The following is a 26,201-nucleotide window of genomic DNA, read 5'->3' as shown; positions in this document are numbered from 1 at the left end:
ATCCCTTATGCGGCCTGCTGTCGCGGTGCGAAGGTCTTGACGTCGCTGATATGCAGATCAGCGCTGACGGTGCCTTGCCGGCCATCTTCAAATTTGACCTGCGTCTCGATGTACTGGGAGCGTTTTCCGGAATACAGTGCATCGATCAGCACTGCATATTTCTGGGAAATGAAATTACGCCGGACTTTGCGGGTGCGGGTCAGTTCGTCATCGTCAGGGTCAAGTTCCTTATGCAGAATCAGGAAGCGGTGGATCTGGGTTCCGGACATCAGTGCTTCACCGGCCAGATCGGCATTCACTTTTTCAATACAGGATATGATCAGTTGATAGGTTTCCGGCTTGGCTGCCAGATCGGTATAGCCGGAGTAAGCGATTCCGCGCCGCTCAGACCAGTTGCCGACGGCTTCCATATCGATGTTGATGAAGGCGCAGACGTAATCGCGCCCATTACCGAAAGCTACCGCTTCCTTGATGAATGGGAAGAACTTCAGTTTGTTTTCAATATAGTTCGGCGCAAACATATCGCCATGATTGAGCTTGCCGACATCGGCCGCCCGGTCGATGATTTTGAGGTGCCCTTCCTGGTCAAACAGCCCTGCATCACCGGTATGAAAATAACCCTTGTCGTCCATGACTTCTGCGGTGGCATCCGGCCGTTTGTAATAGCCGGTCAGCATGGCGGCGGATTTGACCAGCACTTCGCCATTGTCTGCCAGCCGCACTTCCACGCCCGGCGCAGCTTCACCCACGCTGTCGAATTTGATTTTTCCATCAGGCTGCAGACAGACATAGGCGCAGGTTTCCGTGGAGCCGTACAACTGCTTCAGGTTGACGCCGATGGAACGGTAAAAACGGAACAGGTCGGGACCGATCGCGGCGCCTGCGGTATAGGCAACCCGGACACGGGATAAGCCCAGCACGTTTTTCAGCGGACCGTAAATCAGGATTTCACCCAGCCAGTATTGCAGCCGGTCGCTGAGCGGCACTTTCTTGTCATCGAGAATATCGGCACCGGCGCGACGCGCCACTTCCATGTAGTGATGGAACAAACCGCGTTTGATGGCACCGGCGTCTTCCATGCGGATCATGACATTGGTCAGAATATTTTCAAATACGCGGGGCGGTGCGAAATAATAGGTCGGACCGACTTCGCGCAGATCAGTCATCACGGTCTCGCTGGATTCCGGGCAGTTCACGGTGAATCCGGCAACCAGTGCCTGGGCGAATGAGAACAGATGATCGCCGACCCATGCCATCGGCAGATACGACAGGATGTCTTCCTGCTGTTGCAGCTTGTCGAAATGCACGCCGCCCTGTCCGGCAGTCATGAACGAGCGATGACTCTGGCAAACGCCTTTCGGTTTGCCGGTAGTGCCGGAGGTGTACAGCATCACAGCTGTGTCTTCGGGTTGTCCCAGTTCTATTTGCTGCAGGAAAAAATCAGGGTGCTCACGATCATAAGTGCGCCCCAGTTCCTGCAGGGCGGCATAGGAGCTCAGCTCGGGCTGGTGATAATGGCGCATGCCGCGTTCATCTTCAAAGCAGATATGCTGTATTCCGGCATAGTGCTGTTTGATGTCGAGCAGTTTATCCACCTGCTCCTGATTTTCGGCAACAGCAAAAGCGATTTCGGCGTTTTCCAGCACATAGGCCATATCTGCAGCCGGCGCATCCTGATACAGCGGAACCGGAATCCCGCCCAGGCATTGCGCTGCCATCATCGCCCAGTACAGGCGCGGGCGGTTATCGCCGATGATCGCCAGATGCATGCCGCGCTGAAAGCCTTGCGCAACAAGGCCGCAGGCGAGCGCGCGGACTTCCGCGTTGACCTGTTGCCAGTTCCAGGTTTGCCAGATTCCCAGATCTTTCTCGCGGAACGCGGGATGATCGGGGTGTGCTGTTCCGTGTTCCAGGAGTAACCTGGGGAACGTGCTGTTCGCATTGATTGTCATGTCTCCACCATCAGCCTGATTATGTTGGGCTTGCCGGGAATGCTGTGTGTTCCTGGGAACAAGGTTCTCTGACCTTGCACAGCTTGCCCTTTTTCTGGGTTGCTTTACGGAGTTTCCTCACCCTGCCTTACGTTAGACTTACGGCCTGCTGTGGCGGAAACGGTGAAACTTCCGGCAGATATTGTGATTGTGCCGCTGGCTGATTCCGCTGGCGTCACGGCTCGCTTACAATGTCCGCTTACATCTTTATGGATCAGATACTAGAGGCTTGCATTTCTGATGGCTGTCGTTTGACTGACAATCTGACGGAATGCCTGAACTTTCGGTGGTGCATCGCACAATATGACAAATAACAGGAATGATTCCCGGCAACGATTTGCAAAGACCATGTGGGCCGGCATGCTGGCTCCTGAGCATATGCAGAAAGTGGAAGATGAAGTGGTGGAGCGCTTTATCCCGGCGGGCGGGTATGTCTGCCGCAAGGGCGATCCGGTCGATCACTGGATGGGCGTGATGGAAGGTTTCCTGAAAATGAGCAGTATTTCGCCGGACGGAAAAACCGTGACCTTCAGCTGTATGCTGGCAGGCGGATGGTTTGGCGAAGGCTCGCTGCTCAAGACCGAGCCACGGCGTTACGACGTTGTCGCGCTGCGCGATACCCGCGTTGCCTACATGCCGCGCAGCACGTTCAATTTTTTGCTGGACCACAGCATTGCCTTTAACCGTTTCCTGTTGCATCAGTTAAATGAGCGGCTGGGTCTGTTTATTTCGCTGGTCGAATATGACCGTATGCTGGACCCTGATACCCGCGTTGCGCGTTGTCTGGCTTCCATGTTCAATCCCTATCTGAATCCGGGCAGCAGCATGCAGTTACAGATTTCCCAGGAAGAAATCGGCTATATCTCCAGCGTGTCGCGCCAAAGAGCGAATCAGGCTTTGCAATTGCTGGAAAAGAAAAAACTGCTGACGGTTGATTACGGCGGCATCACGATTCTGAATCTCGATGGTTTGCGCCGTTTTCCGGACGAGGCAGACGCATGAAGCGCTTTTCTGTCATCGGAGCCGGTAAAGTCGGCCGGGTGCTGGCGCAGCGCTTTCATGTCAGCGCTGCGTTTCAGATGCAGCAGATACTGAATCGTACTTTGCCTAGCGCGCAGCAGGCGTGTGCCTTTGCCGGTGCCGGCACAGCGGTCGCAGACTGGGCGCAACTGACGCCGGCAGATGTCTGGATGCTGGCCGTCGGGGACGATCATCTGGCGGCCGTTTGTCAGCAGTTAGTGAAACAGGATGTGCTGCAACCGGGGAATGTGGTTTTTCATTGCAGCGGTTCCAAAGCCTCCACCGAATTGCAGGCTGCCACAGCTGCCGGTGTTGCTGTGGCCAGCGTGCATCCGGTGCGCAGCTTCGCCAATCCGGCGTTGGTGGCAGCAGACTTCAGCGGTACGATCTGCAGCATCGAAGGTGACGCGCTTGCGCTGGACGTCCTCTCGCCTGCATTGCAGAGCGCCGGCGCCACGCTGGTGCAGATCAGTGCCGCCAATAAGCTGCTGTATCACGCGGGTTCCGTCTTTGCGAGTAATTATCTGGTGACACTGATTGAGGTGGCGCTGCAAACCTATGCGGCTGCTGGCATTCCGCCGCAGCAGGCGCTGGCAATGGCTGCGCCGCTGGCGCGGCAGTCACTAGAAAATGCATTGACGATGGGATGCGCCGCTGCCCTGACCGGGCCGATCGCACGCGGCGATCTGGAGACTGTCAGCCGGCAGCAGGCCGCCGTGCAGTGCTGGAACCGGGATACCGGCGAACTGTATCGCAGCTTTATCCCACTGACACGCCAGCTGGCGTCAAAGCGGCATCACTCGGAAAAATAAACGCTGTTGCGGCCATTGGTTTTGGCCTGATACAAAGCCTGGTCTGCACGTTCAAACACACTGTCTTCCGTTTCGTGGTTTTTGCATTCAGCAACGCCCATACTGACGGTGACAGTCAGCTTTTGCTTTAGCAGATCGGTGGTGCGTGAGAAGTCATTGCTGGCGATGGTGTTGCGCAGATTTTCTGCAATCGATGTCGCTTTTTCCAGTGTGCAGTTTTTCAGCAGCACCAGAAATTCTTCGCCGCCCCAACGGCACAGGATATCGCTTTCCCGCAGTGAGCGGCGGCAGATGGCGGCAATTTCACGCAGCACATGGTCGCCGACCAGATGCCCATGCTTGTCGTTGATTTTTTTGAAGAAATCAATATCAATCAGTGCAGCGCATATCGGCTGCCTTGATCGTTCGCTGTCGAGCAGTGCCTGCTGAAAGACGAAATCAAAGGCATGACGATTCAGCAGTTTGGTCAGAGCATCGGTTTCGGCGGAGGTCTCCAGTTTTTTCTGGTAACGCCGGATACTCCGCCAGGCGATGGCGATCACCAGCAGCATTACCGCAGTGCTGATACCGAGATTAATCAGAAACACATTCTGCAAGGGCTGGATATCGCTGCCGGTGTCCTGCTCGGCCAGCAGATGCCAGCCCAGTTCAGGCAGGAAGCGGGTGCTGAGCTGCACGTTGCCGGCATCAGAACTGTATTCCAGGTGCAGGGGTTCATTTTTGCGGTTTGCCAGAATCCGTGGCGCCAGTGCTTGCAAGCCGTCAATGCCGGTCAGATTACCGCGTAGATTTCCGGCATTGCTGCCTGTCAGCAGGATGTTGCCTTTGGTGTCGGCCAGATAAATTTTGCGGTGAAACCGGTTCTGGTACTGATCGATCAGATTTCTGACAGTATCGGATGCAAACCCGATGCCAGCGACGCCGATAAAATTCTTATTCTCGTCAATGGCCCGGTGTCTGACAGAAATCATCATGCTGTCGTGATTGGCCGCATCGGCATCGACGCTGGTTTCGTAAGGTGTTTTCTGATTTCGCATCCTTGCAAACCATGCGTCCCGTGCATCGGTTTCACTGAGGGTTTTTGGTGTGCCGCTGGCATTGTACTGACGGTGTGTCAGGCCGGAGGTAAGAAAAACGGAAACCGCATTATTTTTTGCCTTGATTTCTTTCAGATAACGGGTGATTTGCGTCTGATCTTCCTCGCCAGCGTTCATCCAGTCGCGGACAAACGTGTTGCTCGCCATCTGCGACGCAATCAGCACCGGACGCAGGATTTCTTTCTGGATTTCCGCAACGACAGCATCGCTGGTGACCGGCAAGCTCTGCTCAGCAATTTGTTGCTGTAGCAGATTGCGGGATGCGATGAACCCGGTAAACAGCGTGATCATGAACCCGGTTAAGAGGATGAGCGATAGCCATACCAGCAGACCGTATTTTTTTAAGATGTTTTTCATGGACTGGAGACGGAGCGGAAGCATTAAGTTTGCCGCAAGATCATACTATAAACAGTCGCTGTTGCTGCTCAATAGAGAGGCAGTTAATGTTGGTTTGTGGAAATATTTATGAAAAATGCCGCTGAGTGCGGCATTTTGTTGAAGGAATGGCACAGTGCTGTGCCGGATGTACTTATGGACGCGGTGTCAGCGACACATGCAGGCGCAGGCGTGAACCGGGATCGTAAGGCATTACCGAAGTATAGGTGCGGCCATTGTATTCATAGGTCACGGCATACCCGTTGGTGCGTGTCTGCCAGCTGTCCACGGTGCGGCACTGGCGTATCGGACGGCTGTCGTAACCGCCTTGCTGATTGTTATTGTCCATGCGGTCGCCGACGATGGCTCCGGTCAGCGCACCGGCTGCTGCAGCTGCGATCCGGCCGTTGCCGCCGCCGACCTGGCTGCCGAGCAGACCGCCCGCAATACCGCCGATGATGCCGCCGGAGTTACTGCGTTCCTGCGGCCGCTGTATCGTTTCATATTCGGTACGGCATTCCTGGCGCGGCATATTGATTTGCTCGACTTGTGGCTGGACGTTGATGACGCGGGCATAATCCTCAAAATCGGCTGCCTGTGCGGCAGGCAGGGCGCATGCGAGCGCCAGCAGTGAAGTACCAAGGGAAAATTGTTTTAGTGTGAAATTCATATAATTACCTCGCTGCAAATTGCAAATGATCATCAGTCTGTCTGGGGTTAGTGTCTGTTTAACGCCGGAAGTTCTGATTCCGTGGACAGAAGAGATGTAAATCTATGTTTCAATGATGGATGAAATAGACAGGTTGCGCCTTGTTTGTATCTTGTGATCACGATAGTTACTCACATATAGATGCAGGTGATCGTGAGTAATTCAATCGGTTTTTTCTTTCTGATGTATTCAGCCGGAGTGTGTTTATGTCTTTTTTCTGGACTTCCTGGGTCAGTATTGCTGCTTTACTCGTTTATTTCTGGACCGCCGCAGAAGCAGGCAGGGCGCGTGGGCGTTATCAGGTAAAAGCGCCGGCGGTGGATGGGCCGCCCGAATTCCTGCGCGCTTTACGGGTGCAGATGAATACGCTGGAACAGCTGGCTTTTTTCCTGCCTTCTTTATGGCTGTGTGCATTCTGGTTCAGTGACCGATGGGCGGCGCTGACCGGTGCAGTCTGGGTGGTGAGCCGTATCTGGTATGCGCTTGCCTATTTCCGGAACCCGGCCAAGCGTGCGTCCGGCTTTGTCTTGTCTGTAACCAGTGCTTTTATCCTGCTGTTGCTGGCTGTGGCGGGACTGTCTGGCTTGATTCGTTAAGGAGAGACCATGCTCGTGCAAAAGGATTTCCGTCAGACTGCCTCGGCTTACGCTTCTTATCTCGTTGCCGGCATCAGCTTGCTGCTGGTGCTGAAAGCCGGATTACTGGTCGCCCTGTTTTCCGGACTGCTGGTGTATTCGCTGGTGCACATGCTGGCGCCGGCGATTGCAAGACGGTTCCGCCATCGTCAGTCGCGTCTGATTGCGGTGGCCTTGTTGTCGGCAGTGTTGATGCTGGTGTTGGTACTGGGGATCTGGGGCGGGCATGTTTTCCTGCGCAGCGATGCCGGCAACCTGCATAATCTGCTGCAGCGACTGGCCGATATTCTGGAAGCCAGCCGTAGCCAGATGCCGGAATGGGTGAGCACTAACATCCCGGAAGATGTCGACGCCTTGCAGACAATGATTGCACATTGGCTGCGTGAGCATGCCGGTGAAGCAAAATTGCTGGTGCCGGAGGCGGGACACCTGATCGTGCACCTGCTGCTGGGGATGGTGATCGGTAGCCTGGTGGCATTGCGCAGTACAGCGGCCGCGGCAAACCGCAAACCTTTCGCTGCCGCTTTGCAGCAGCGCGCCAGACAGTTTGCCAGGATTTTCCGCAAGATCGTGTTTGCCCAGGTGCAGATTTCGCTGATTAATACCTTGCTGGCGGCGGTTTATCTGGTGCTGATCCTGCCGCTGGCCGGGGTGCATCTGCCGCTGACCAAAACCATGATTGCGATTACGTTTATTGCCGGGCTGATTCCGGTGGCGGGCAACATTATCTCCAATTCGGTGCTGGTCATTGTCGCTTTGTCACATTCCCTGAATATTGCCCTGGTTTCGCTGGTTTTCATGGTAGTGATTCATAAAGCCGAATATTTCCTGAATGCCCGTATCATCGGGGCTCAGATCAATGCGCGCGCCTGGGAGCTGCTGACTGCGATTCTGGTCATGGAAACGCTGTTTGGCATTCCCGGCGTGGTGGCAGCACCGGTGTTTTACGCCTATCTCAAAAAGGAGCTGGCCGATCAGGGGCTGGTCTGAGGCAGATTGTGGCGCCGTCGATAATCGGAGCGCCAATTAATGCCATAATGTGAGACTGATCCGCAATTTGTTCCAACACCATTTTCTGTCAAAGAGCCCATCATGATTCTCGAACTTGCCGATATCCGTATTCATCCCGGTCAGCAGACCGAATTCGACGCCGCCATCCAGCGTGGCCTGGCAGAAGTGATTTCCCACGCCAAGGGATTCTGCGGCTTTAAAGTCAACAAAGGTATCGAATCGCCGGAACGCTATGCCCTGATGATTTTCTGGGAAACGCTGGAAAACCACACCATTGATTTCCGCGAATCTCCGGCATTTACGCAGTGGCGTGCGATCGTCGGCCCGTATTTTGCGGCCCCGCCGGTGGTGGAGCATTTCAGCCTGCTGGCCAAATCGTCCTGAAGTTGGTAGGGGTATCTGCGGAAGTGACTTGATTCCTGTCATTTCACCCCAAGCTAGCAAAGTCACCATGCCCCCGGTCCCGACCCATTGCAGCGATGACTGCGCCGGTACCGGCGGGTAGCAAGCACTTCAACAAAGGTTACTATGGTTCCGCACCTCGTCACGGCCTTAAACGGCCCCCTGCTCGATTTAGAAAAGAAAATACTCGAAGCCACACCGGCGATTGAGCGCTGGTTCCGGCTGGAATGGCAGGAACATACGCCGCCCTTCTACTGTTCGGTGGATTTGCGTAATGCAGGCTTCAAGCTTGCGCCGGTCGATACCAACCTGTTTCCCGGCGGATTTAATAATCTGGCGTCTGAAATGCTGCCGCTGGCAGTGCAGGCAGCGATGGCGGCGATCGAAAAATATTGCCCTGATGCAAAAAATCTGTTGTTGATTCCCGAAAGCCATACCCGTAACATTTTCTATCTGCAAAACGTTGCGCGGATGATGCAGATTTTCCGCCAGACCGGCCTGAATGTGCGGCTGGGTTCGCTCTCGCCGGAGATTACCGCGCCGACGCCGCTGACGCTGCCGGACGGTAGTCAGCTGATTCTGGAGCCGCTGGAGCGTTCAGCCAACGGACGCCGGCTGGGGCTGAAAGATTTTGACCCTTGCACTATCCTGCTGAACAACGATCTGTCGGCGGGCATCCCGGCTATTCTGGAAGATATCAATGAACAGACGCTGTTGCCGCCGGTGCATGCCGGCTGGGCAATGCGGCGCAAGAGTAATCACTTCGCTTCTTACGATGAGGTGGTCAAAAAATTTGCCAAGCTGGTCGATATCGACCCGTGGATGCTGAACCCGTATTTCGCCAGGGTGAATAACATCAATTTTCAGGATGGCACCGGCGAAGATGCGCTGGCCACGGCAGTCGATACCGTGCTGGCGAAAATCCGTAAAAAATACAAGGAATACGGCATTAAGGACAAACCGTTTGTTGTCGTCAAGGCCGATGCCGGCACCTATGGCATGGGCATCATGACCGTGCACAGTTCCGATGAAGTCCGCGACCTGAACCGTAAGCAGCGTAACAAAATGGCAGTCGTGAAAGACGGCCTGGAAGTGTCGGATGTGATCGTGCAGGAAGGCGTGTATACCTTCGAGCAGATCAACGAATCGGTGGCGGAGCCGGTGGTGTATATGATCGACCGCTACGTGGTCGGTGGTTTCTACCGCGTTCATGAAGGCCGTGGCGTGGATGAAAACCTCAATACGCCAGGCATGCACTTCGTGCCGCTGGCCTTTGCGCAACAGCATGCGGTACCGGATATGAAAGCCAAGCCGGGTACTGCGGCGCCGAACCGTTTTTATCTGTACGGTGTGGTTGCAAGGCTGGCTTTGCTGGCGGCTTCGCTGGAACTGGAAAAAACCGACCCCAATCCGGAAATTTATTAATCTGACCGGTATTCCCGGTGCGAAAGTAGGGCTATGAAAATTGCTTTCCTGACTGATCCTTTATCGCAGTTCAAAACCTACAAAGACTCGACCTTCGCGATGATGCGCGAAGCGGTCAGGCGCGGCCATAGTATTTACGCCATGGAGCCGCAGGATATCGCGCTGGAAAATGGCGTGGTGACGGCAGCGGCCCGCCAGATTCATCTGACCGGCACAGCGGACGACTGGTATCGCGCCGATGCAGCCACCGACGTGGCGCTGAAGGCGTTTGACGTGGTCTTGCAGCGCAAGGACCCGCCCTTCGACATGGAATACATTTACGCCACTTATCTGCTGGAGCTGGCAGAACAGCAGGGTGCGCGGGTGTTCAACAAACCGACGGCGATCCGGAATCACAACGAAAAACTCAGCATTGCGCAATTCAGCCAGTTCACTGCGCCGACGCTGGTGACGCGCGATGCAGAGCGCATCCGCGCATTTCACCGCGAACACCGGGACGTGATCCTGAAACCGCTGGACGGCATGGGCGGCATGGGTATTTTCCGCATCGGTGCCGACGGCATGAATCTGGGTTCCGTCATCGAAACCCTGACCGACAACGGCAGCCGCACCATCATGGTTCAGCGTTATATCCCCGAGATTGTTCAGGGTGACAAGCGCATACTGCTGATTGGCGGTAAGGTGGTGCCGTTCGCGCTGGCGCGGATTCCCCAGCATGGCGAAATACGCGGCAATCTGGCGGCGGGCGGCGTTGGCGTGGCGCAAGCCTTGTCGGAAAGAGATCTTGAGATTGCACAGACTTTGGCGCCGCAGCTTTATCAAAGAGGTCTGTTGCTGGTAGGATTAGACGTCATCGGCAGTTGCCTGACCGAAGTGAATGTCACCAGCCCGACCTGTTTTCAGGAAATCACTCAGCAGACCGGGTTTGATGTGGCGGCGATGTTTATCGATGCGCTCGAATCGGCGCTGGCGGGAAATTAATATACTCAGGGGAGTATATTTAAAGAGCCTTGTTTTATTTGGGCAAATAATGGAAATTGACACATACTCCCCAAATTTTTGAAAAATTATGATTGGAATACTGTTATTGACACATGCACCGCTCGGATCGGCTTTCGTCCAGGCAGCGGCGCATGTTTTCCGCGGTATGCCTGAGCGTCTGGAGGCGATTGATGTGGTTGCCGACCAGAATCCGGAAGAGGTGAATCATCTGGCGCGCGCTGCCGTGCAGCGTCTGAACGACGGTTCCGGGGTGCTGGTCATGACCGACATCATGGGCGGTACGCCATCGAACTGCTGCCGCCAGCTGGGCGAGGCAGACCAGGTGGCCACGATTGCCGGTATCAGCCTGCCGATGCTGTTGCGCGCTATCACATACCGTAACGACGCACTGGATGTGGTGGTCGAAATGGCGCTGGCGGGCGGTCAGAACGGTGCCTTGCGTATTGATAACCGTATTCGCCTGTCGCCCAATTAATCCGAGATCTGAAAGTTCAGCATGATTCAACAAGAAATTGAAATCGTTAACAAACTGGGTTTGCATGCACGCGCTTCCGCCAAGTTCACACAATTGGCGAGTAAATACAAAAGCGAAGTCTGGGTAGCGCGCAATGGCCGCCGGGTGAACGGAAAATCGATTATGGGCGTGATGATGCTGGCGGCGGGCAAGGGCAGCAAGATCATGCTGGAAACCGAAGGGGCTGACGAACAGGATTGCTTTAACGCCATCGTGGCAATGATCAACGATAAATTCGGCGAAGGCGAATAAGTCTCCTGCTACAGGCGTTGCACGGATAGCCGCAACCTGCGCGCTGTCATCATCAACCGCCGGTGTGCTGCATGACAGCCACCGGTAACGAGACCGGAGAACCGGGAATAGTCCCGCTTTTTGGGAGACAAGGCATGGCATCATTCACATTGCAGGGTATTCCGGTATCGCGTGGCATCGCTATCGGCAGAGCGCATCTGCTGCGGCCTGCCGCGCTGGACGTGAGGCATTACCTGGTCGCGCAGGAACTGGTCGAGGCCGAAGTACTGCGATTGCAAAATGCGATCACTCAGGTGCATAAAGAATTGCAGACAATCTGGGCCGATCTGCCGCAGGATGCGCCGACCGAGCTGGGCGCATTTCTCGATGTACACGCTCTGATCCTGTCCGATCCCATGGTGTCGGAAGCGCCGCTGGATATCATCCGCACACGCCATTACAACGCTGAATGGGCGCTGGTGACCCAGGTCGACGAATTATCCGCCCAGTTCGATGAAATCGAGGATGACTACCTGCGCGAACGCAAGGCCGATATCCAGCAGGTTGCCGAACGGGTGCTGAAGGTGCTGACCGACAGCGCCGATACCGTGCCCCGTTCCGACAGCATCGACGAACGCAGCGCCAACATGATCGTGGTGGCGCGCGATATCTCTCCGGCGGACATGATGCAGTTCCGTGACGTTGCCTTTTCCGGATTTGTAACCGATGAAGGCGGGCAGAATTCGCATACCGCGATTGTGTCGCGCAGCCTCGGGATTCCGGCAGTGGTCGGCATGGGCAATGCGTCCCAGCTGATCGAACAGGACGACTGGCTGATTATCGACAGCGACGCCGGCGTCGTGATCGTGGCGCCGCCGACGCTGGTGCTGGAACAATATCGTGAACGCCAGTCCCTGCTGCAGAAACAGCGCAAAAAACTCGGAAAACTGAAAAAAACACCGGCCGTCACGCAAGACGGCGTGGAAATCACCCTGCTGGCGAATATCGAATTGCCCGCCGATACCACGCAGGCGATGGAAGCCGGTGCCAGCGGCGTTGGTTTATTCCGTTCCGAATTCCTGTTCATGGAAAGAAGCGGCCAGGCGCACAGACTGCCGAGCGAGGAAGAACAGTTCCTTGCTTACCGTGCTGCAGTGCAGGGGATGAAAGGGCGCCCCGTCACCATCCGTACCCTGGATGTCGGTGCTGATAAGCCGCTCGATACTACCGAGCACAATATCCTTAATCCGGCGCTGGGTTTGCGCGCAATCCGTTACTGCCTGTCCGAGCCGCAGTTGTTCCTGACCCAGTTGCGCGCCATGTTGCGTGCTTCTGCTTTTGGCCCGGTCAAGATTCTGGTACCGATGATGGCGCATAATTTTGAAATCGAGCAGACGCTGGCGATGATTGCACAGGCCAAGCAGGAACTGAGCGCCGAAGGCAAGGAATTTGATCCCGAAGTGCCGGTCGGTGCCATGATCGAAGTACCGGCCGCTGCGCTGGCATTGCCGATGTTCGTGAAAAAACTGGATTTCCTCTCGATTGGCACCAACGACCTGATCCAGTACACGCTGGCGATTGACCGGACCGACCATGAAGTCGCACACCTGTACGACGACCTGCATCCGGCGATTTTGCAGCTGTTGCAGATGGTGATCAGTGCCGCTGAGAAGGCGGAGATCCCGGTCTCGATCTGCGGCGGCATGGCTGGCGACCTGCGCCTGACCCGCCTGCTGACCGGAATGGGATTCCGTGAGCTGTCGATGCCGGCAGCCTTATTGCCGGAGGTGAAGCAAGCCATTCTGAATACCCGGATTGATGCTTTGCAGCCCCACATCAAAAAAATTCTGCGCAGTTATGATCCCGTCGTTATCCGCGAGACGCTGGCGGCGATGGAGTCCGCCGGACAGACCTTGCATTAAGCGTATTGTACCGATAGCAAGTCCGCCGGCTGGTTTGACGTCTGCGCCGGACTTGGTTATGCTTATTCCGTGGCGCCGATTTGAATAATCAGCTTGCGGGCGCGGTCTGGAATCTCCGGACAATAAATACGGCTAAAGCGAGCTTGAATGCAGCTTTCCATTTCCCCATTCAGCCCATCTTTTAGCCTTCCCGAGTTTTTTGAACGAGAGTTTTCTCGATGGAAGAGTGTATGTCTACTTCAGCAGGATCCGTCGGCGCTGTCACGCCGCAAGCCCTCTGTTTCGATGAGCCGCTGGCGCTGCAGAGCGGTGCCAGTATCGCCGGTTACACCTTGATGATAGAAACCTATGGCACCCTGAATTCGGATAAATCGAACGCCGTCCTGATCTGCCACGCGCTGAATGCCTCGCATCACGTCGCCGGCTATTATGCTGATCAGCCTAAAAATATCGGCTGGTGGGACAACATGGTCGGACCGGGCAAACCGGTCGATACCAAGCGTTTTTTCGTCATCGGGATCAATAATCTTGGCTCCTGTTTTGGCTCTACCGGACCGATGCATCCCAATCCGGCTACCGGCAAGCCGTATGGTGCGGATTTTCCGGTGGTGACGGTGGAAGACTGGGTCAATGCCCAGGCCCGCGTGGCTGACCGGCTCGGTATCCGCCAGTTTGCCGCCGTGATGGGTGGTTCGCTGGGCGGCATGCAGGCGCTGGCATGGAGCATCCTGTATCCAGACCGGCTGCAACACTGCGTCGTCATTGCATCGACCCCCAAATTATCGGCGCAGAACATCGCATTTAACGATGTGGCCAGACAGGCGATTCTGACTGACCCGGATTTCCACGGCGGCGACTTCTATGCGCATGGCGTGGTGCCGCGCCGCGGCCTGCGGGTGGCGCGCATGATCGGCCACATCACCTACCTGTCCGATGACGATATGGCGGAAAAATTTGGCCGCGATCTGAAAGCCGGCGATTACCAGTTCGGCTACGGGGTCGATTTTGAAATCGAATCCTATCTGCGTTATCAGGGCGATAAATTTTCCGATTATTTCGATGCCAACACCTATCTGCTGATTACCAAGGCGCTCGATTATTTCGACCCGGCACGGCATACCGGCGGCGATCTGGCAGCTGCGCTGGCACACACCCAAGCCAGTTTTCTGCTGGCATCGTTCACCACCGACTGGCGGTTTTCTCCGGAACGCAGCCGCGAGATTGTGCAGGCGCTGATCAGTAACCGCCGTACCGTATCGTATGCCGAAATCGATGCACCGCACGGGCATGATGCTTTCCTGCTCGACGATGCGCGTTACCTGAATCTGGTGGCGGCCTATTTCAACCGGATTGATGCCGGATTGCAGGGAGGGACAGCATGAATTTCGCAGAATTGAATCAGCTTCGCCCGGATCTCGCGTTTATTGCTGACTGGATCCGGCCACAGTCCGAGGTGCTGGACGTCGGTTGCGGTGACGGTGTGATGCTGGATTACCTGCAGACCGACAAGCAGTGCCACGGTTATGGCATCGAGATCGCGGACGACAAAGTGCTGGCCTGCGCAAAACGCCGTATCAGCGTCATTCAACAGGACATGGAAAACGGTTTGCAAATGTTTGGTGATAATTCGTTTGACACGGTGCTGTGCCTGTCATCGCTGCAGATGATGAAACATGTCGAACCCTTGCTGCGGGATATTGCCCGGGTTGGACGCGAAGCCATCGTTTCTTTTCCGAATTTTGGTTACTGGCCACACCGCACGGCCTTGCTGCGGGGGAAAATGCCGGTCTCCAAATCGCTGCCTTACCAGTGGTACGATACGCCCAACGTGCGCTGTGCAACGATTTATGATTTTTCCGATCTGGCGCATGAAGTCGGTCTGGAGGTCATGGAATGCGTCGCCCTGCATGAGGGCAAGCCCGTCCATGTATTGCCGAACTGGCGTGGCAGTCTGGCGGTATTCCGTCTGCGTAAGCGTGATGCCTGATTGATGACCGTGACTTGTTTTTCCCGATATTTTGCCTCTTTCCTGTCAGAGTGAAATGATGAAACATTCCCTCATCGTATTGATCATCTCCGGCCTGTTTGGCGGAATGCCTGCATTGGCGCAAAGCCCGCAACAGGACGGCGTCAAAGTCGGAGGCATGTCGCCGATGCGGATTTTTGCCCCTACCGGCGCACTGGAGAAGCAGGCTGCGCTGCAATATGCACAAACCCTTCAGCTCGCAGAAAACCAGCATGCGCTCGGACCGGACAATCATCCGCAGGTCATCCGCCTGCGCGCGATCGCCAACCGCCTGATTCCTTATACTTACCGCTGGAACGAGCGTTCGCGCAGCTGGAAATGGGAAATCAACTTACTGGGATCAAAACAGATCAATGCGTATTGCATGCCGGGTGGAAAAATCGCGTTTTACACCGGCATACTGGATACGCTGAAACTGACTGATGATGAAGTGGCAATCGTCATGGGACATGAAATTGCCCATGCCCTGCGCGAACACGGCGCTGAGCGTGCTGGCAAGGCGGCAGTCGCTAATTTTGGGGTAAAGCTGGCAGAAATTATCGCTGGTGCCAAAGGGTACGACCCGAATCTGGCAGGTACCGTGGCGGGCGGGGTGGCAAATGTCAGTATGCTAGCATTTTCCCGCGAAGATGAAACTGAGGCGGATATTGTCGGCCTCGATATTGCGGCCCGTGCCGGTTACGACCCACGTGCCGGCATTGCCTTGTGGCAGAAAATGGGAATGGTGAACAAAAATTCACCACCACAATGGCTGTCCACTCACCCTGCTGGCAATAGCCGGATTGCAGAAATACGCCGGCATCTGCCGGAGGTCATGCCTTTGTATGCCAGAGCAAAAGATGTCGATCTGGCCAGTCTGCCTGCTTACCGGACGAATGCAGGTAACATCGCACCCGTCACTTATCCCTGATTCTGTTGCCTGCATCAGTCGTTAAAATGACATATTAATTTTCATGGAAATGACTGGTGATTCCAAAAAATAGATTTTCTTTCATCACAACACTCTTTTTCATTACACTGTCTGGAAACGGAATTTGTGGTTGGAAGAACAAAAAAACCATATGAAAACTGTGTAAATAATTGTTTTAAAAATATTTTTGTGGTTTGTTTGTGACAGTTTTTAGCCATTTCCAAATCGATGTCATCATCCTTTCACAAAGTCGTGTAACACTTTGTAATGTAAAAAAATTTTCTGTGATAGACTATTTTCGTATATTAATAGCACGACATCACAGAATTGCTTCACTGAGTTTAGTATTTTTTTACAAATACCTTGAACTGGTGGCGTCACCTAAAAAAATAAGCACAGAAAGTCAGTCTTCATTTTTTTGCATTCATTGGCAATCGTTTGCGCAGCGTAAATGCTTCTTACTTTCCGCGTAGCAAACGATTGCGCTGCCAGATCAGGAAAGAAAACACTCTGTACCACGCAATGTGAATAGTGAATTGAAAAACTATAAAGCGCCGCATCAGCAGGCGGACAAAGTGTGTGATGGAGATGTCATCAAGCGGTGTTAATGGCTTGAGATGATCAACAAGGTTCATGCAATTTTTATTTTTCTGTAATCTGATCAGGAGCAGTCAATGAAACAAACTAAGCAATCGTCTGCGTTTCCATCGCGTTTGTCGATGGTCGCTGTAGCGTGCCAGATCGCCTGCCTGGGCATGTCTTCCGCTTACGCACAACAAGCCGCGACCAGCAATGATCCGGTAGATTCCAAGCAGGTCACCATCACCGGCAAGAAAGTCGGTATGGGTCTGATGGTGCAGGAAAATGCACCAAAGGCACGCAGCACGATCACTGCTGAAGAGCTGGCAAAACAGCGTCCTACCGGTAATGCGTATGAGGCGCTGGAGCTGATGCCTGCGGTCAATAGCTACAATTACGACGCAACCGGCCTGTTCGGCGGTGGTCTGACTCTGCGCGGCTTCAACAGCGACCAGATCGGTGCTACGATCAACGGCGTACCAGTCAATGACTCCGGTAATTTCGCTGTTTATCCGCAGGAATTCGTCGATCAGGAAAACACCTGCACCCAGTTTGTGACGCAGGGTTCGACGGACGTTGACTCCCCACAGATCGGCGCAACCGGCGGTAACTTCGGTATCACTACCTGCGATCCATCCAAAGAAAAACGCTTCCGCGTGATGCAGACCCTGGGTGGTCTGAACTTGTCCAAGACTTACATGCGTTACGACACAGGTCTGTGGTCTGACGGAAAATCCCGTTTCTTCATTTCCGCATCGCATGCCCAGGCAGACAAATGGAAAGGCGAAGGCGGCGCAAAGCGTGATCACGTTGATATCGGTTTCCGCACGGATTTTGATAAATTCAATTCGATCAACGGTACCATTTTGTATAACCGCGCAATCAATCAGAACATCAGCACATTCAACCTGGCTGATCTGAACAAAAACGGTTACTACTACGATTATTCCACGACATTCATCGGCCACGCAGCGCCGACACCGGGCAAAGCAGGCAGCGATCCTAGCCAGGCGAACGCAGATTCTTTCTACAAGCTGACACAAAATCCGTTTGAAAACGTGATTGCTTCTGCGACGGCAAAATTCCGTATCGGTCAGGATACTGATGTCAAGATCATTCCTTACTATTGGTATGGCTACGGTAACGGTGGCGTACAGCAAAAACTGGTTTCTGAAAGCAGCTTCCTGAATCAGGCAACCGGCAAGAACACCGCAAGCGTTGATCTGAATGGCGATGGTGACACACTGGATAAAGTGATTGTTGCGAATGCCAGCGTGACGCGTACCAACCGTCCTGGTGTGACCGCCTCTGTCACCCACAACTTTGAAAACCATCAGGTTCTGGCTGGTTTCTGGTACGAGCGTGCAACGCACGAGCAATTTGGCCCGATGGTGCTGGTCGATGCAAACGGTAACGCCGCAGACATCTGGCTGAAAGAAGGCCGTGTCCTGCGTCCGGACGGTACGCCGTATCAGTCTCGTGACTGGAAAACAATCAGCACCGGCTACCAGTTCTTCCTGCAAGATACGATCAGTATGTTGAACGACAAGTTCACACTGAACGTTGGCCTGCGCGCGCCAACTATGAAGCGAGACTTCACCAATAAGCCGAACGAAGGTGCAGGTATAGGCTACAACATCAGCAAATCTTACTCAGAACTGCTGCCCCAACTGGGTGCCCGCTACCAGATCGACAACAACAACCAGTTGTTTGCCAGCCTGGCGAAAAACATGAAGGCGCCACCTAATTTTGTTTATGCCACGACAAGCAACGTCGTGATCGTGAATGGTCAGGCAACCATGCCCGTCGATGTGAAAGCAGAAACATCGTACAACCTCGACGTTGGCTATCGTCATCAGAGTGACAAGCTGACCGGTCAGTTCACGGTCTATGCAGTAGATTTCCGTGATCGTCAGGCAACTGCTTATGATCCGATCAGCAATACCAGCAGCCTGACCAGTGTCGGTAAAGTTAAAACCAAAGGTTTTGAAGTTGAACTGGGTAATACGCCGGTCAATGGTTGGTCCTTCTACAGTTCAGTCGGCTATGCCAAGAGCGAAATCCAGGACGATCTGGTCGTCAGCAAGACAGCAACTCTGCCAACTGCTGGCAAGCAGATGACACTGACACCAACCTGGAAGGCGGGTCTCAGCGCCCAGTATGAAACAGCGGTCTGGTACACACGTCTGAAAGCAAAATACACAGGCAGCCAGTGGGCAACGATGACCAATGATGAACTGGTTCCGGGTTACACCCTCCTGGGTCTGGATGCAGGTTACCAGTTCCCAAATACCACCTGGTTTAAAAAGCCAACGGTTCGTCTGAGCATCAGCAATCTGACAAACGAGAAATACCGCAATCCGTCCAGTTTCAACGTGACCAATGCGCTGCCTTACGGCACCGCAGCTGCAAAGGGCGTGTTTTACTACCTCGGCGCACCACGCTTTACTTCTGTGACATTCTCCGCAGATTTCTAATCGGCAGTCTGATGTTGCCGTGTGATATCTGCACAGCAACGCAGGAGTACTAGTTCGGGTCTGCAACACATGCTGTTGCAGACCTTTTTCTTTGGATACCATGAAATGCAACGTTCATTTAAATTCGCCGGGCTGCTGGCCCTGAGCATATTGGCTGCCTGCACGGCACCTGCCAATCAGCAGCCGACAACGACGATCACGATATTCAGCATCAATGATTTTCACGGCAATCTTCAGGCCGAGCAACCGGTTCCTTATTTTTCCAGCGAACCGGACCCGGCTCATCCGGGTCAGCTGCGGAAGATTCCTGCCGGAGGTTACGCTTATCTGGTGGCAAAACTGAAAGAACGCAGAGCGGTGGTGTCCTCCAGCATTCTGGTCGGTGGCGGCGACCTGATCGGCGCCTCTCCGATGGGATCAGCTTTGCTCAAAGATGAACCGGTGATTGAGGCGTTGAACCAGATGCAGCTATCGGTGACCGCAGTGGGTAACCATGAATTCGATTCCGGTACGGCAGACCTGATGCGGAAAATCCAGGGTGAATGTCCGGCAACGGGTTGCGCGTATGCCGGCTTTCACGGGGCGGATTATGCCTATCTGGGCGCCAATGTATTTGAACAAGGCAAGTCTGTGCCGTGGCTGACGCCGTATGTGATTCGTCAGGTAGGCAGTATCAAAGTTGGCTTTGTCGGCGTGGTCACCTCAGATGTGCCGAACCTGGTTGCCGGCGATGCGGTCAGGCAGTTGCATTTCGCGGATGAAGTAGAGTCGATCAACCGTTATGTGCCAGAACTGAAACAACAGGGAGTTCAGGCGATTGTGGCGTTGATCCACGAAGGCGCTGTTTACAAGGGGCCGGAAAATGATCCGACTTATCATTGTGACGGTTTGCAGGGACCGATTATCCCGATTGTCAAAAAGCTGGATAAAGCAGTCAGCCTGGTGATTTCAGGGCATTCTCATCAGGGGTATACCTGCAAGATTGACGGTCGTCTGGTAGTACAGGGGCGCAGTTATGGCGCGTTTCTGACAGAGTCCACGCTGACGCTGGATCGTCGCAGCGGCGCAGTAGTGCGTGCGGAAGCGGTCAACCACCTGATTAATCAGCAGCAGATCGCCCCCGATGCTGTCGCGCAAAGACTGGTCAGTCAGGTCAATACACAGACCGCGGCATTGCGGCAGCGCGAAGTCCTTACCATGTCCAGACCACTCAGGCGCTCTTCGGAGGGCGACCGCTTCGACAGCGAGCTTGGTAATCTGATTGCGGACGCGCAGTTGCATGCGGCACGGCATCAGGGCCATGCGGATCTGTCTTTGATGAATGAAGGTGGAATCCACAACGACCTGCCATCGGGTCAGCAAGTAGCGCCATTGCACATCAGTTTCGGCGACATTTATGCGGTGCAGCCTTTTGGTAATCAGATTGTCAGCATGCAGCTGACCGGTGCGCAGATCATGCAGGTATTGCAGCAGCAATGGGCTGGTGGCCGTTTGGCGGAAGACCCGAAGAAACTCTATGTTTCTCATGGCGTGACATACACCGTGCAGCTGACGCAGCCGGTGGCGCAACGTATCACGGAAGTCAGAATTGCAGGAAAAACGCTCGATCTGGAACAGCGTTACACCGTGGTCATGAACAGTTTTCTGGCTGATGGCGGCGATGGTTTCAGCATCCTGAAACAGGGGACGGCGCGTCAGCTGTTCGGGCGTGACCTGGATGCCTTTGCATCCTATCTCCGCGAACGTGGCCAGAACGTCAGCGACATTGATCTGAACCGGGTACAGGTGCAGCGATAAATGCTCAGGATGACCTGATCCGGAGACATAAGGCAGCGCCGGCCAGCAAGCCGGCGCCAGCCACCAGCAGGGAGCCAGAAAAAGAGTGCTGGTACTGGTACAGCGCATTGGCAACCAGAGGTCCGGCAATCTGTCCTAGCCCATAGACTGCCGTCATGATGGCAAGCATCGGCATCTGCACCGTATGCGCAACATGCCGTGCTGCGGGCATCGCGATGGTGACGGTACCCATAAACGTACCGCCTACCAGCAGCGCACTGGCAATATAGCCAGCCGGGGACGGATAAATTACCGGCAGGACGACTCCCGTTGCCTGCACCAGCAGATTCAGGAATAGCGCCTGGCGTGTACCCAGCCGCACATGCACTGCATGCCACAGAAAGCAGGACGGCGCGGCACCCAGTCCGAACAGAGCCCAGACCTGCAGAGGGCTCACCTGTTTGAGTGCGTCGTGTACCAAAAGTGGCAGATAGGTCGCCGTGATGATGTAGCCAAAACCCGCCAGGCCATACAGCAGAATCAGTCTGGCAGGCGTCGGCATCTGATGTGCCGCCGCTGTGTCTGACCCCGCTGCCGGTAACGGCGTGCTGTCATGCGCGGAGTCCATGCCACGCCAGATCAGAATGCATAATATGCAGGCAGTTCCTGCCAGCAGCGCCCATAATTGCCCGCTGTGCCATCCTGAAAACTGACCCAGCGCGAGAATCTCCGCCGACAACGCAATGCCTGTGCCGACACCCGCATACAGTACTGGTGCGCCGCGTACATGGCCACGGTGCTGCAACAGCCATTGAGATGCGCCGACCATTGCCAGCGCACTGGCAATGCCTGCAGCACCGCGGATACCGATGATCAGCCACGGCGCACGTACGAAAGCGAGCAACAGCAGGCAGAGTACTGTCGACATCACCGCCCACATACATAACTGACGCGCATGCACCGGGCGGGAACGCATGGCTGCCAGTGCCCCGAGCAGATAGCCGGCATAATTGGCCGAGGCAGCCAGCGTGCCATCGGTGATGCTCAGAACGCCATCCTGCACCATCACCGGATAAATGCCGGTGAACGCAAAGCGGCCAAAACCCATGCCGGTCACCAGCACCAGCGCAGCGGTCAGTGCCGCGCTGTGCCCTGCAACATGCGGGGCTTCCTGTGCATTCGCGCTCTGTCCGACGGTCATTTCATCTGTTCCTTTATCGCTGCTCCATGCGCCGGTATTTATACGCTGTGATCGTAAATAATCGTCAGCGGCGCATGATCGCTGAAGCGCGAGCTTTTATGGATGGCAGCAGATTGCGCTTTGGCGGCAATGCCGGATGTCGCGACATGGTAATCAATCCGCCACCCCACATTGTTGGCCCATGCCTGTCCGCGGTTGCTCCACCAGGTGTAGGCCTCTCCTGTTGTATCCGGGTATAGGCGGCGGTACACATCCACCCAGCCCAGTTCTTCAAATAAACGCCCCATCCATTGACGCTCTTCTGGCAAAAAACCAGAGTTTTTCTGATTACTTTTCCAGTTTTTCAGATCGATTTCCTGATGCGCGATATTCCAGTCGCCGCAAATCACCAGTTCTCGACCTTCCGTGATTAAGGCAGCGAGATGCGGGAAAAAAACATCCATGAACCGGAATTTGGCTTCCTGTCTTTCCGGTGAAGAAGATCCGGACGGGCAGTACACCGAAATGATGGACAGGTTGCCGAAATCGCAGCGTACATAACGTCCTTCGGCATCGAATTCTTCGTTGCCAAAACCGGTCTGCACCGCATCTGGCTTGTGTTTGCTGTACACGCCAGCACCCGAATAGCCTTTCTTTTCAGCATAATGAAAATGACCGTGATAACCGTGCGGACGCAAAAAATCTTCCGTCATATCCGGTGCCTGCGCTTTCAGTTCCTGTACACAGACAAAGTCAGGCTGCTCCTGCCCCATCCATTCAAAAAAACCTTTTTTGGCGGCGGAGCGAATTCCGTTCAGATTGGCAGAAATAATTTTAGTCATGGGAATCAGGGCAGATTTATCAGGTGATCAAAAATAACCGGAATGGTGGCATACCGGTGTGTCAGCAATCAATGATGAGCAACAGGTAGTCTGTCAGGTCAATGGGTTCCTGATTGTAATGAAAATTACGAAGATGTGCCGCCTGATCGTGGCTTTTGTCCTGCATCGCCCGGTTGGCCTGGGCGAACTGTCTTCATGACGGGACTTTGAACGCAATTCAGGCCGTTGCCAGAGATGGTCAGGTAAAATGTCGTCCATCCAAAAAAACGCCGATTCCCCGGAATCACACCGGGGCAGGTCAGTACAGCGTTCACCTTTATCAGGAGTGCAGTATATGTTGAAAAATTTAAGGCAGGAATTTATTGAGTTTTCGGTCAATGCCGGCGTGATCCGTTTTGGCAGTTTTATCACTAAAGCCGGGCGCGATTCTCCTTATTTTTTTAATGCCGGCTTATTTACGGATGGCGCCCATCTCGGCAGACTGGCTGATTTTTATGCCCAGACATTGCTCAATTCCGGTGTCGGGTTTGACATGCTGTTCGGTCCTGCATACAAAGGCATCACTCTCGCATCCGCCACGGCGGTTGCACTGGCGGCGCGGGGCAGAAACGTTCCGTTTGCTTACAACCGCAAAGAGAAAAAAGACCACGGTGAGGGCGGCACGATTGTCGGCGGTCCGTTAAAGGGTAAAGTGGTCATTATTGATGATGTGATTTCCGCTGGCACCTCGGTGCGCGAATCGGTCGAGCTGATCCGCGCCGCTGGTGCCACCCCTGCCGCCGTGCTGATTGCACTCGATCGCATGGAACGTGCCGGTAAAGACGGTGTCTTGTCGCCGTTGTCTGCGGTGCAGGAGGTGGTGCAGGAATATGAAATTCCGGTGATTTCCATCGGCAATCTGGACGATTTGTTCGATTACCTGTCAGCTGGCAGCGGAGACCGGAAACTGGAAGAATACAAAACCGCAGTGGCCGCCTACCGCACACGTTACGGCATTTCGGCGTAATACTGCGGCGAGTCAGTCCCGGCTGGCTGACGCCAGTCCCAGCCAGGCAGGAATATCTCTAAAACGCTGTTCCCAGTCATGACTATCCCGGAATGACTGGATGTGCTGCATATCCGGATTGGTGGCCGGCAAGGACGTCCAGAGTTTCTGCCAATCGGTACCGCTGTGAATATGACTGACTCCCTGCTCCTGCAGCCGGTTTTTCATGCTGCCGAATGCGGTGGACCAGACCGGTACCCCGAGCGCCCGTAATTCATAATATTTGATCGGGTCAACGGATTCGGTCAGCTGGTTATTCAGGAAAGGAATCAGGCCGACCCTGAATTCCTGGCTGTGCCGGATCGCGTCTGCCACCAGGCAGGGTGGCAGCAGCTCTATGTTCGCGGGCAAATGCAGAGGAACATGGCCGACACGCGGGCCGATCAGCCGGATATTCACTTGCGGCAAGGCTCTGGCCATTTCAATCACAATCTTCCAGTCAAACCAGCCGGCGATGGTACCGACAAAGCCGATGGTATTGCTTTTCGGGCTGCTGCTGATGGCTGGCAACCTTTGCATGTCATAACCGTTGGGAACCAGATTGACCGGTTTGCGCAGGCCGGATTGCTGTAGTTTACCGATCAGGGATTGCTCACTGCAAAAGAAATAATCGCACTGTGCCAGTAAGGCATTTTCAGTACGCTTCATCGAAGCACGGGACAGTCCCTGATAAAAGGCAGGAAAATCATCCATCACATCCATGAAGGCAGCGCGCACCGGCAGCGAGCGAACCGCCCACAGCGCGAGCCGACTGGGCCGCCCGATACCGATATCCCATGTCTGATCGACGTTCAGCGCCCGGAGCTGGGATTTGATCTGTCGCCAGGAAAAATAATCGTTGACCAGATTGATGCCGGGTAAGGGTTCTATCGGTAATCCGCCGGGCTTCAGGACATGCAGTCCCTTGAGCAGCGGTTCTGCTGCCAGATGTTCTTTTTTTGCTTCTGGACGGCGCAGATCCGACCATCTGGGAAGACGGGTGATCGTCGGATCAATCCAGTAGATTTCCCGATAAGTCCTGCCCAGCAGTGACCGGATCATAAAGTGCGGTCGCTGCCAGTAACTCATGTAAGGAACCGGAGCAAAGTAAATTAAACGCATGACTAGCTCAGCAAACTGTTTTTCAGTGTCCGGGCAATCCGGTCGCTGGCAAGGCCATCGCCATAAGGAGAGACGCCGCGTGCGATCTGTCGGTAATACTGTGGATCATCCAGTAGCTGTTGCGCTTCCCGGACGATGGTATCGAAATCCGTGCCCACCAGCTTCACGACGCCTTCAGTCACTGCTTCCGGTCTTTCTGTTTCGCTGCGCAGAACCAGCACCGGTTTGGCAAGCGCCGGCGCTTCTTCCTGCACACCGCCGGAGTCGCTCAGAATCAGATAAGCCTGCTGCATGGCATTTACAAATGGCAGATACTCCAGCGGCTCGCATAGCCGTATCTGCGGATGTTGCCCCAGCAATTCATAGGCCTTGTCTTTGACATTGGGGTTCGGGTGCACCGGATACAGGATATCCACATCCGGATTGTGCCGGACCAGATGCAGAATGGCTCTGCAGATTTCTTCAAATGGCTGGCCAAAATTTTCACGCCGGTGCGAGGTAACCAGTATCATGCGGCGCCCACTGGTATCCTGATCAGCAGGTGGCTGTGGATTTTTCTTTACTGTATCGAGTAGCGCATCAATCACCGTATTGCCGGTGACGATAATGTCGGACTCCGGAATGCCTTCGCGCAGCAGATTGGCTTTGGCGCTGCCGGTCGGCGCAAAGTGCCACTTCGCCAGGCGGCTGGCAACCACCCGGTTCATTTCTTCCGGAAACGGATTCCAGATATCGCCGGTACGCAGGCCGGCTTCCACATGACCGAAAGGAATGTGGTGATAAAAACAGCTGAGTGCCACGCTCATGACTGTTGTGGTGTCTCCCTGTGCCAGCACAGCATCCGGACGCTCCTGCTGAAATACGGTATCGAGTTCGGAAATCAGTTTTGCCGTCAGCGATGACAGCGTCTGATTCGGCTGCATGATATTCAGATCGCGGTCGGGTGTAATACCGAACAGTGTCAGCACCTGATCCATCATCTGACGGTGTTGTGCAGTTGCCAGAACCTGAATGTCTGCCCACGACTCCTGGCGCAAACGCTGGATGACCGGCGCCATTTTGATGGCTTCCGGCCGGGTTCCCACAACACAGATAATCTTTTTTTTCATATATACAAAA

At 54.5% G+C, this 26,201-nt stretch carries 23 protein-coding genes; 16 read left to right on the top strand and 7 right to left on the bottom strand.

The annotated features are described in order from the left end of the window. Positions 1-5 precede the first annotated feature (5 nt). Complete coding sequence (locus tag HV832_RS01505) at positions 6-1,952, bottom strand: AMP-binding protein (RefSeq protein WP_176801772.1); 1,947 nt, start codon at positions 1,950-1,952, stop codon at positions 6-8. Between the two features lie 342 nt (positions 1,953-2,294). Between HV832_RS01505 and HV832_RS01500 the strand changes: the two genes are divergently transcribed. Together HV832_RS01500 and HV832_RS01495 are read left to right on the top strand one after the other, a co-directional pair. Further along, entirely contained in the window at positions 2,295-2,993 is a 699-nt protein-coding gene (locus tag HV832_RS01500) for a Crp/Fnr family transcriptional regulator (RefSeq protein WP_176801771.1), read from the top strand. Next, the gene (locus HV832_RS01495) at positions 2,990-3,823 is read left to right on the top strand and encodes a Rossmann-like and DUF2520 domain-containing protein (protein ID WP_176801770.1); all 834 of its coding nucleotides are present in this window, start codon (positions 2,990-2,992) and stop codon (positions 3,821-3,823) included. Before HV832_RS01500 ends, HV832_RS01495 begins: the two co-directional genes overlap by 4 nt. On the opposite strand, the gene HV832_RS01490 is transcribed toward HV832_RS01495, so the two are convergent. Both HV832_RS01490 and HV832_RS01485 read right to left on the bottom strand, forming a co-directional pair. Then, complete coding sequence (locus tag HV832_RS01490) at positions 3,808-5,277, bottom strand: sensor domain-containing diguanylate cyclase (protein WP_176801769.1); 1,470 nt, start codon at positions 5,275-5,277, stop codon at positions 3,808-3,810. The genes HV832_RS01495 and HV832_RS01490 overlap by 16 nt on opposite strands. Positions 5,278-5,449: 172 nt before the next feature. After that, positions 5,450-5,965 (bottom strand): glycine zipper 2TM domain-containing protein, encoded by a 516-nt coding sequence (locus tag HV832_RS01485; RefSeq protein ID WP_176801768.1) that lies wholly within the window; start codon positions 5,963-5,965, stop codon positions 5,450-5,452. Positions 5,966-6,210: 245 nt separating this feature from the next. Between HV832_RS01485 and HV832_RS01480 the strand changes: the two genes are divergently transcribed. From HV832_RS01480 to HV832_RS01420, 13 genes are all read left to right on the top strand, one after another. Then, entirely contained in the window at positions 6,211-6,600 is a 390-nt protein-coding gene (locus HV832_RS01480) for an MAPEG family protein (protein WP_176801767.1), read from the top strand. Positions 6,601-6,609: 9 nt separating this feature from the next. Then, on the top strand, positions 6,610-7,629 hold the full coding sequence (locus tag HV832_RS01475) for an AI-2E family transporter (RefSeq protein WP_176801766.1): 1,020 nt from the start codon (positions 6,610-6,612) through the stop codon (positions 7,627-7,629). Between the two features lie 102 nt (positions 7,630-7,731). After that, positions 7,732-8,034 (top strand): antibiotic biosynthesis monooxygenase family protein, encoded by a 303-nt coding sequence (locus HV832_RS01470; RefSeq protein WP_176801765.1) that lies wholly within the window; start codon positions 7,732-7,734, stop codon positions 8,032-8,034. 144 nt (positions 8,035-8,178) lie between these two features. Further along, positions 8,179-9,477 carry a glutamate--cysteine ligase gene (gene gshA / locus HV832_RS01465; RefSeq protein WP_176801764.1) on the top strand — a complete coding sequence of 433 codons (1,299 nt, stop codon included), beginning with the start codon at positions 8,179-8,181 and terminating at the stop codon, positions 9,475-9,477. 33 nt (positions 9,478-9,510) lie between these two features. Next, entirely contained in the window at positions 9,511-10,458 is a 948-nt protein-coding gene (gshB, locus tag HV832_RS01460) for a glutathione synthase (protein ID WP_176801763.1), read from the top strand. Between the two features lie 88 nt (positions 10,459-10,546). After that, positions 10,547-10,954, top strand: a complete 408-nt coding sequence (locus HV832_RS01455; RefSeq protein WP_176801762.1) for a PTS sugar transporter subunit IIA — start codon at positions 10,547-10,549, stop codon at positions 10,952-10,954. 21 nt (positions 10,955-10,975) lie between these two features. Continuing rightward, positions 10,976-11,245 (top strand): HPr family phosphocarrier protein, encoded by a 270-nt coding sequence (locus HV832_RS01450; protein WP_176801761.1) that lies wholly within the window; start codon positions 10,976-10,978, stop codon positions 11,243-11,245. A 134-nt stretch (positions 11,246-11,379) separates the two neighbouring features. Beyond that, complete coding sequence (gene ptsP, locus HV832_RS01445; protein ID WP_176801760.1) at positions 11,380-13,146, top strand: phosphoenolpyruvate--protein phosphotransferase; 1,767 nt, start codon at positions 11,380-11,382, stop codon at positions 13,144-13,146. A gap of 230 nt (positions 13,147-13,376) precedes the next feature. Further along, positions 13,377-14,528: a homoserine O-succinyltransferase MetX gene (gene metX, locus HV832_RS01440; RefSeq protein ID WP_176801759.1), complete on the top strand. Its 1,152-nt coding sequence runs from the start codon at positions 13,377-13,379 to the stop codon at positions 14,526-14,528. Continuing rightward, entirely contained in the window at positions 14,525-15,133 is a 609-nt protein-coding gene (metW, locus tag HV832_RS01435) for a methionine biosynthesis protein MetW (protein WP_176801758.1), read from the top strand. Before metX ends, metW begins: the two co-directional genes overlap by 4 nt. A gap of 55 nt (positions 15,134-15,188) precedes the next feature. Next, complete coding sequence (locus HV832_RS01430) at positions 15,189-16,082, top strand: M48 family metallopeptidase (protein WP_317889328.1); 894 nt, start codon at positions 15,189-15,191, stop codon at positions 16,080-16,082. Between the two features lie 674 nt (positions 16,083-16,756). After that, positions 16,757-19,138 (top strand): TonB-dependent receptor, encoded by a 2,382-nt coding sequence (locus HV832_RS01425; RefSeq protein WP_176801757.1) that lies wholly within the window; start codon positions 16,757-16,759, stop codon positions 19,136-19,138. A gap of 105 nt (positions 19,139-19,243) precedes the next feature. Then, positions 19,244-20,935, top strand: coding sequence for a bifunctional metallophosphatase/5'-nucleotidase (locus HV832_RS01420; RefSeq protein WP_176801756.1), 1,692 nt, complete (start codon positions 19,244-19,246; stop codon positions 20,933-20,935). Between the two features lie 4 nt (positions 20,936-20,939). Here the strand turns inward: HV832_RS01420 and HV832_RS01415 are convergent, their stop codons facing one another. Both HV832_RS01415 and HV832_RS01410 read right to left on the bottom strand, forming a co-directional pair. Next, entirely contained in the window at positions 20,940-22,115 is a 1,176-nt protein-coding gene (locus tag HV832_RS01415; protein WP_176801755.1) for a YbfB/YjiJ family MFS transporter, read from the bottom strand. Positions 22,116-22,153: 38 nt separating this feature from the next. Continuing rightward, the gene (locus HV832_RS01410; RefSeq protein ID WP_176801754.1) at positions 22,154-22,936 is read right to left on the bottom strand and encodes an exodeoxyribonuclease III; all 783 of its coding nucleotides are present in this window, start codon (positions 22,934-22,936) and stop codon (positions 22,154-22,156) included. Between the two features lie 337 nt (positions 22,937-23,273). Here HV832_RS01410 and pyrE point away from each other — a divergent pair, with 337 nt between their 5' ends. After that, on the top strand, positions 23,274-23,942 hold the full coding sequence (pyrE, locus tag HV832_RS01405) for an orotate phosphoribosyltransferase (RefSeq protein WP_176802080.1): 669 nt from the start codon (positions 23,274-23,276) through the stop codon (positions 23,940-23,942). A gap of 12 nt (positions 23,943-23,954) precedes the next feature. On the opposite strand, the gene HV832_RS01400 is transcribed toward pyrE, so the two are convergent. Continuing rightward, on the bottom strand, positions 23,955-25,082 hold the full coding sequence (locus HV832_RS01400; RefSeq protein ID WP_176801753.1) for a glycosyltransferase family protein: 1,128 nt from the start codon (positions 25,080-25,082) through the stop codon (positions 23,955-23,957). Positions 25,083-25,084: 2 nt separating this feature from the next. Next, a complete protein-coding gene (wecB, locus tag HV832_RS01395; protein WP_176801752.1) occupies positions 25,085-26,191 on the bottom strand; it encodes a non-hydrolyzing UDP-N-acetylglucosamine 2-epimerase in 1,107 nt (368 codons plus the stop codon). Positions 26,192-26,201 lie beyond the last annotated feature (10 nt).

It is taken from the genome of Cognatundibacterium oligocarboniphilum, from assembly GCF_013377855.1.
GTDB classification, from domain to species: Bacteria; Pseudomonadota; Gammaproteobacteria; order Burkholderiales; family Burkholderiaceae_D; genus Undibacterium; species Undibacterium oligocarboniphilum.
This window is presented reverse-complemented; position numbering and strand designations above follow the sequence as displayed.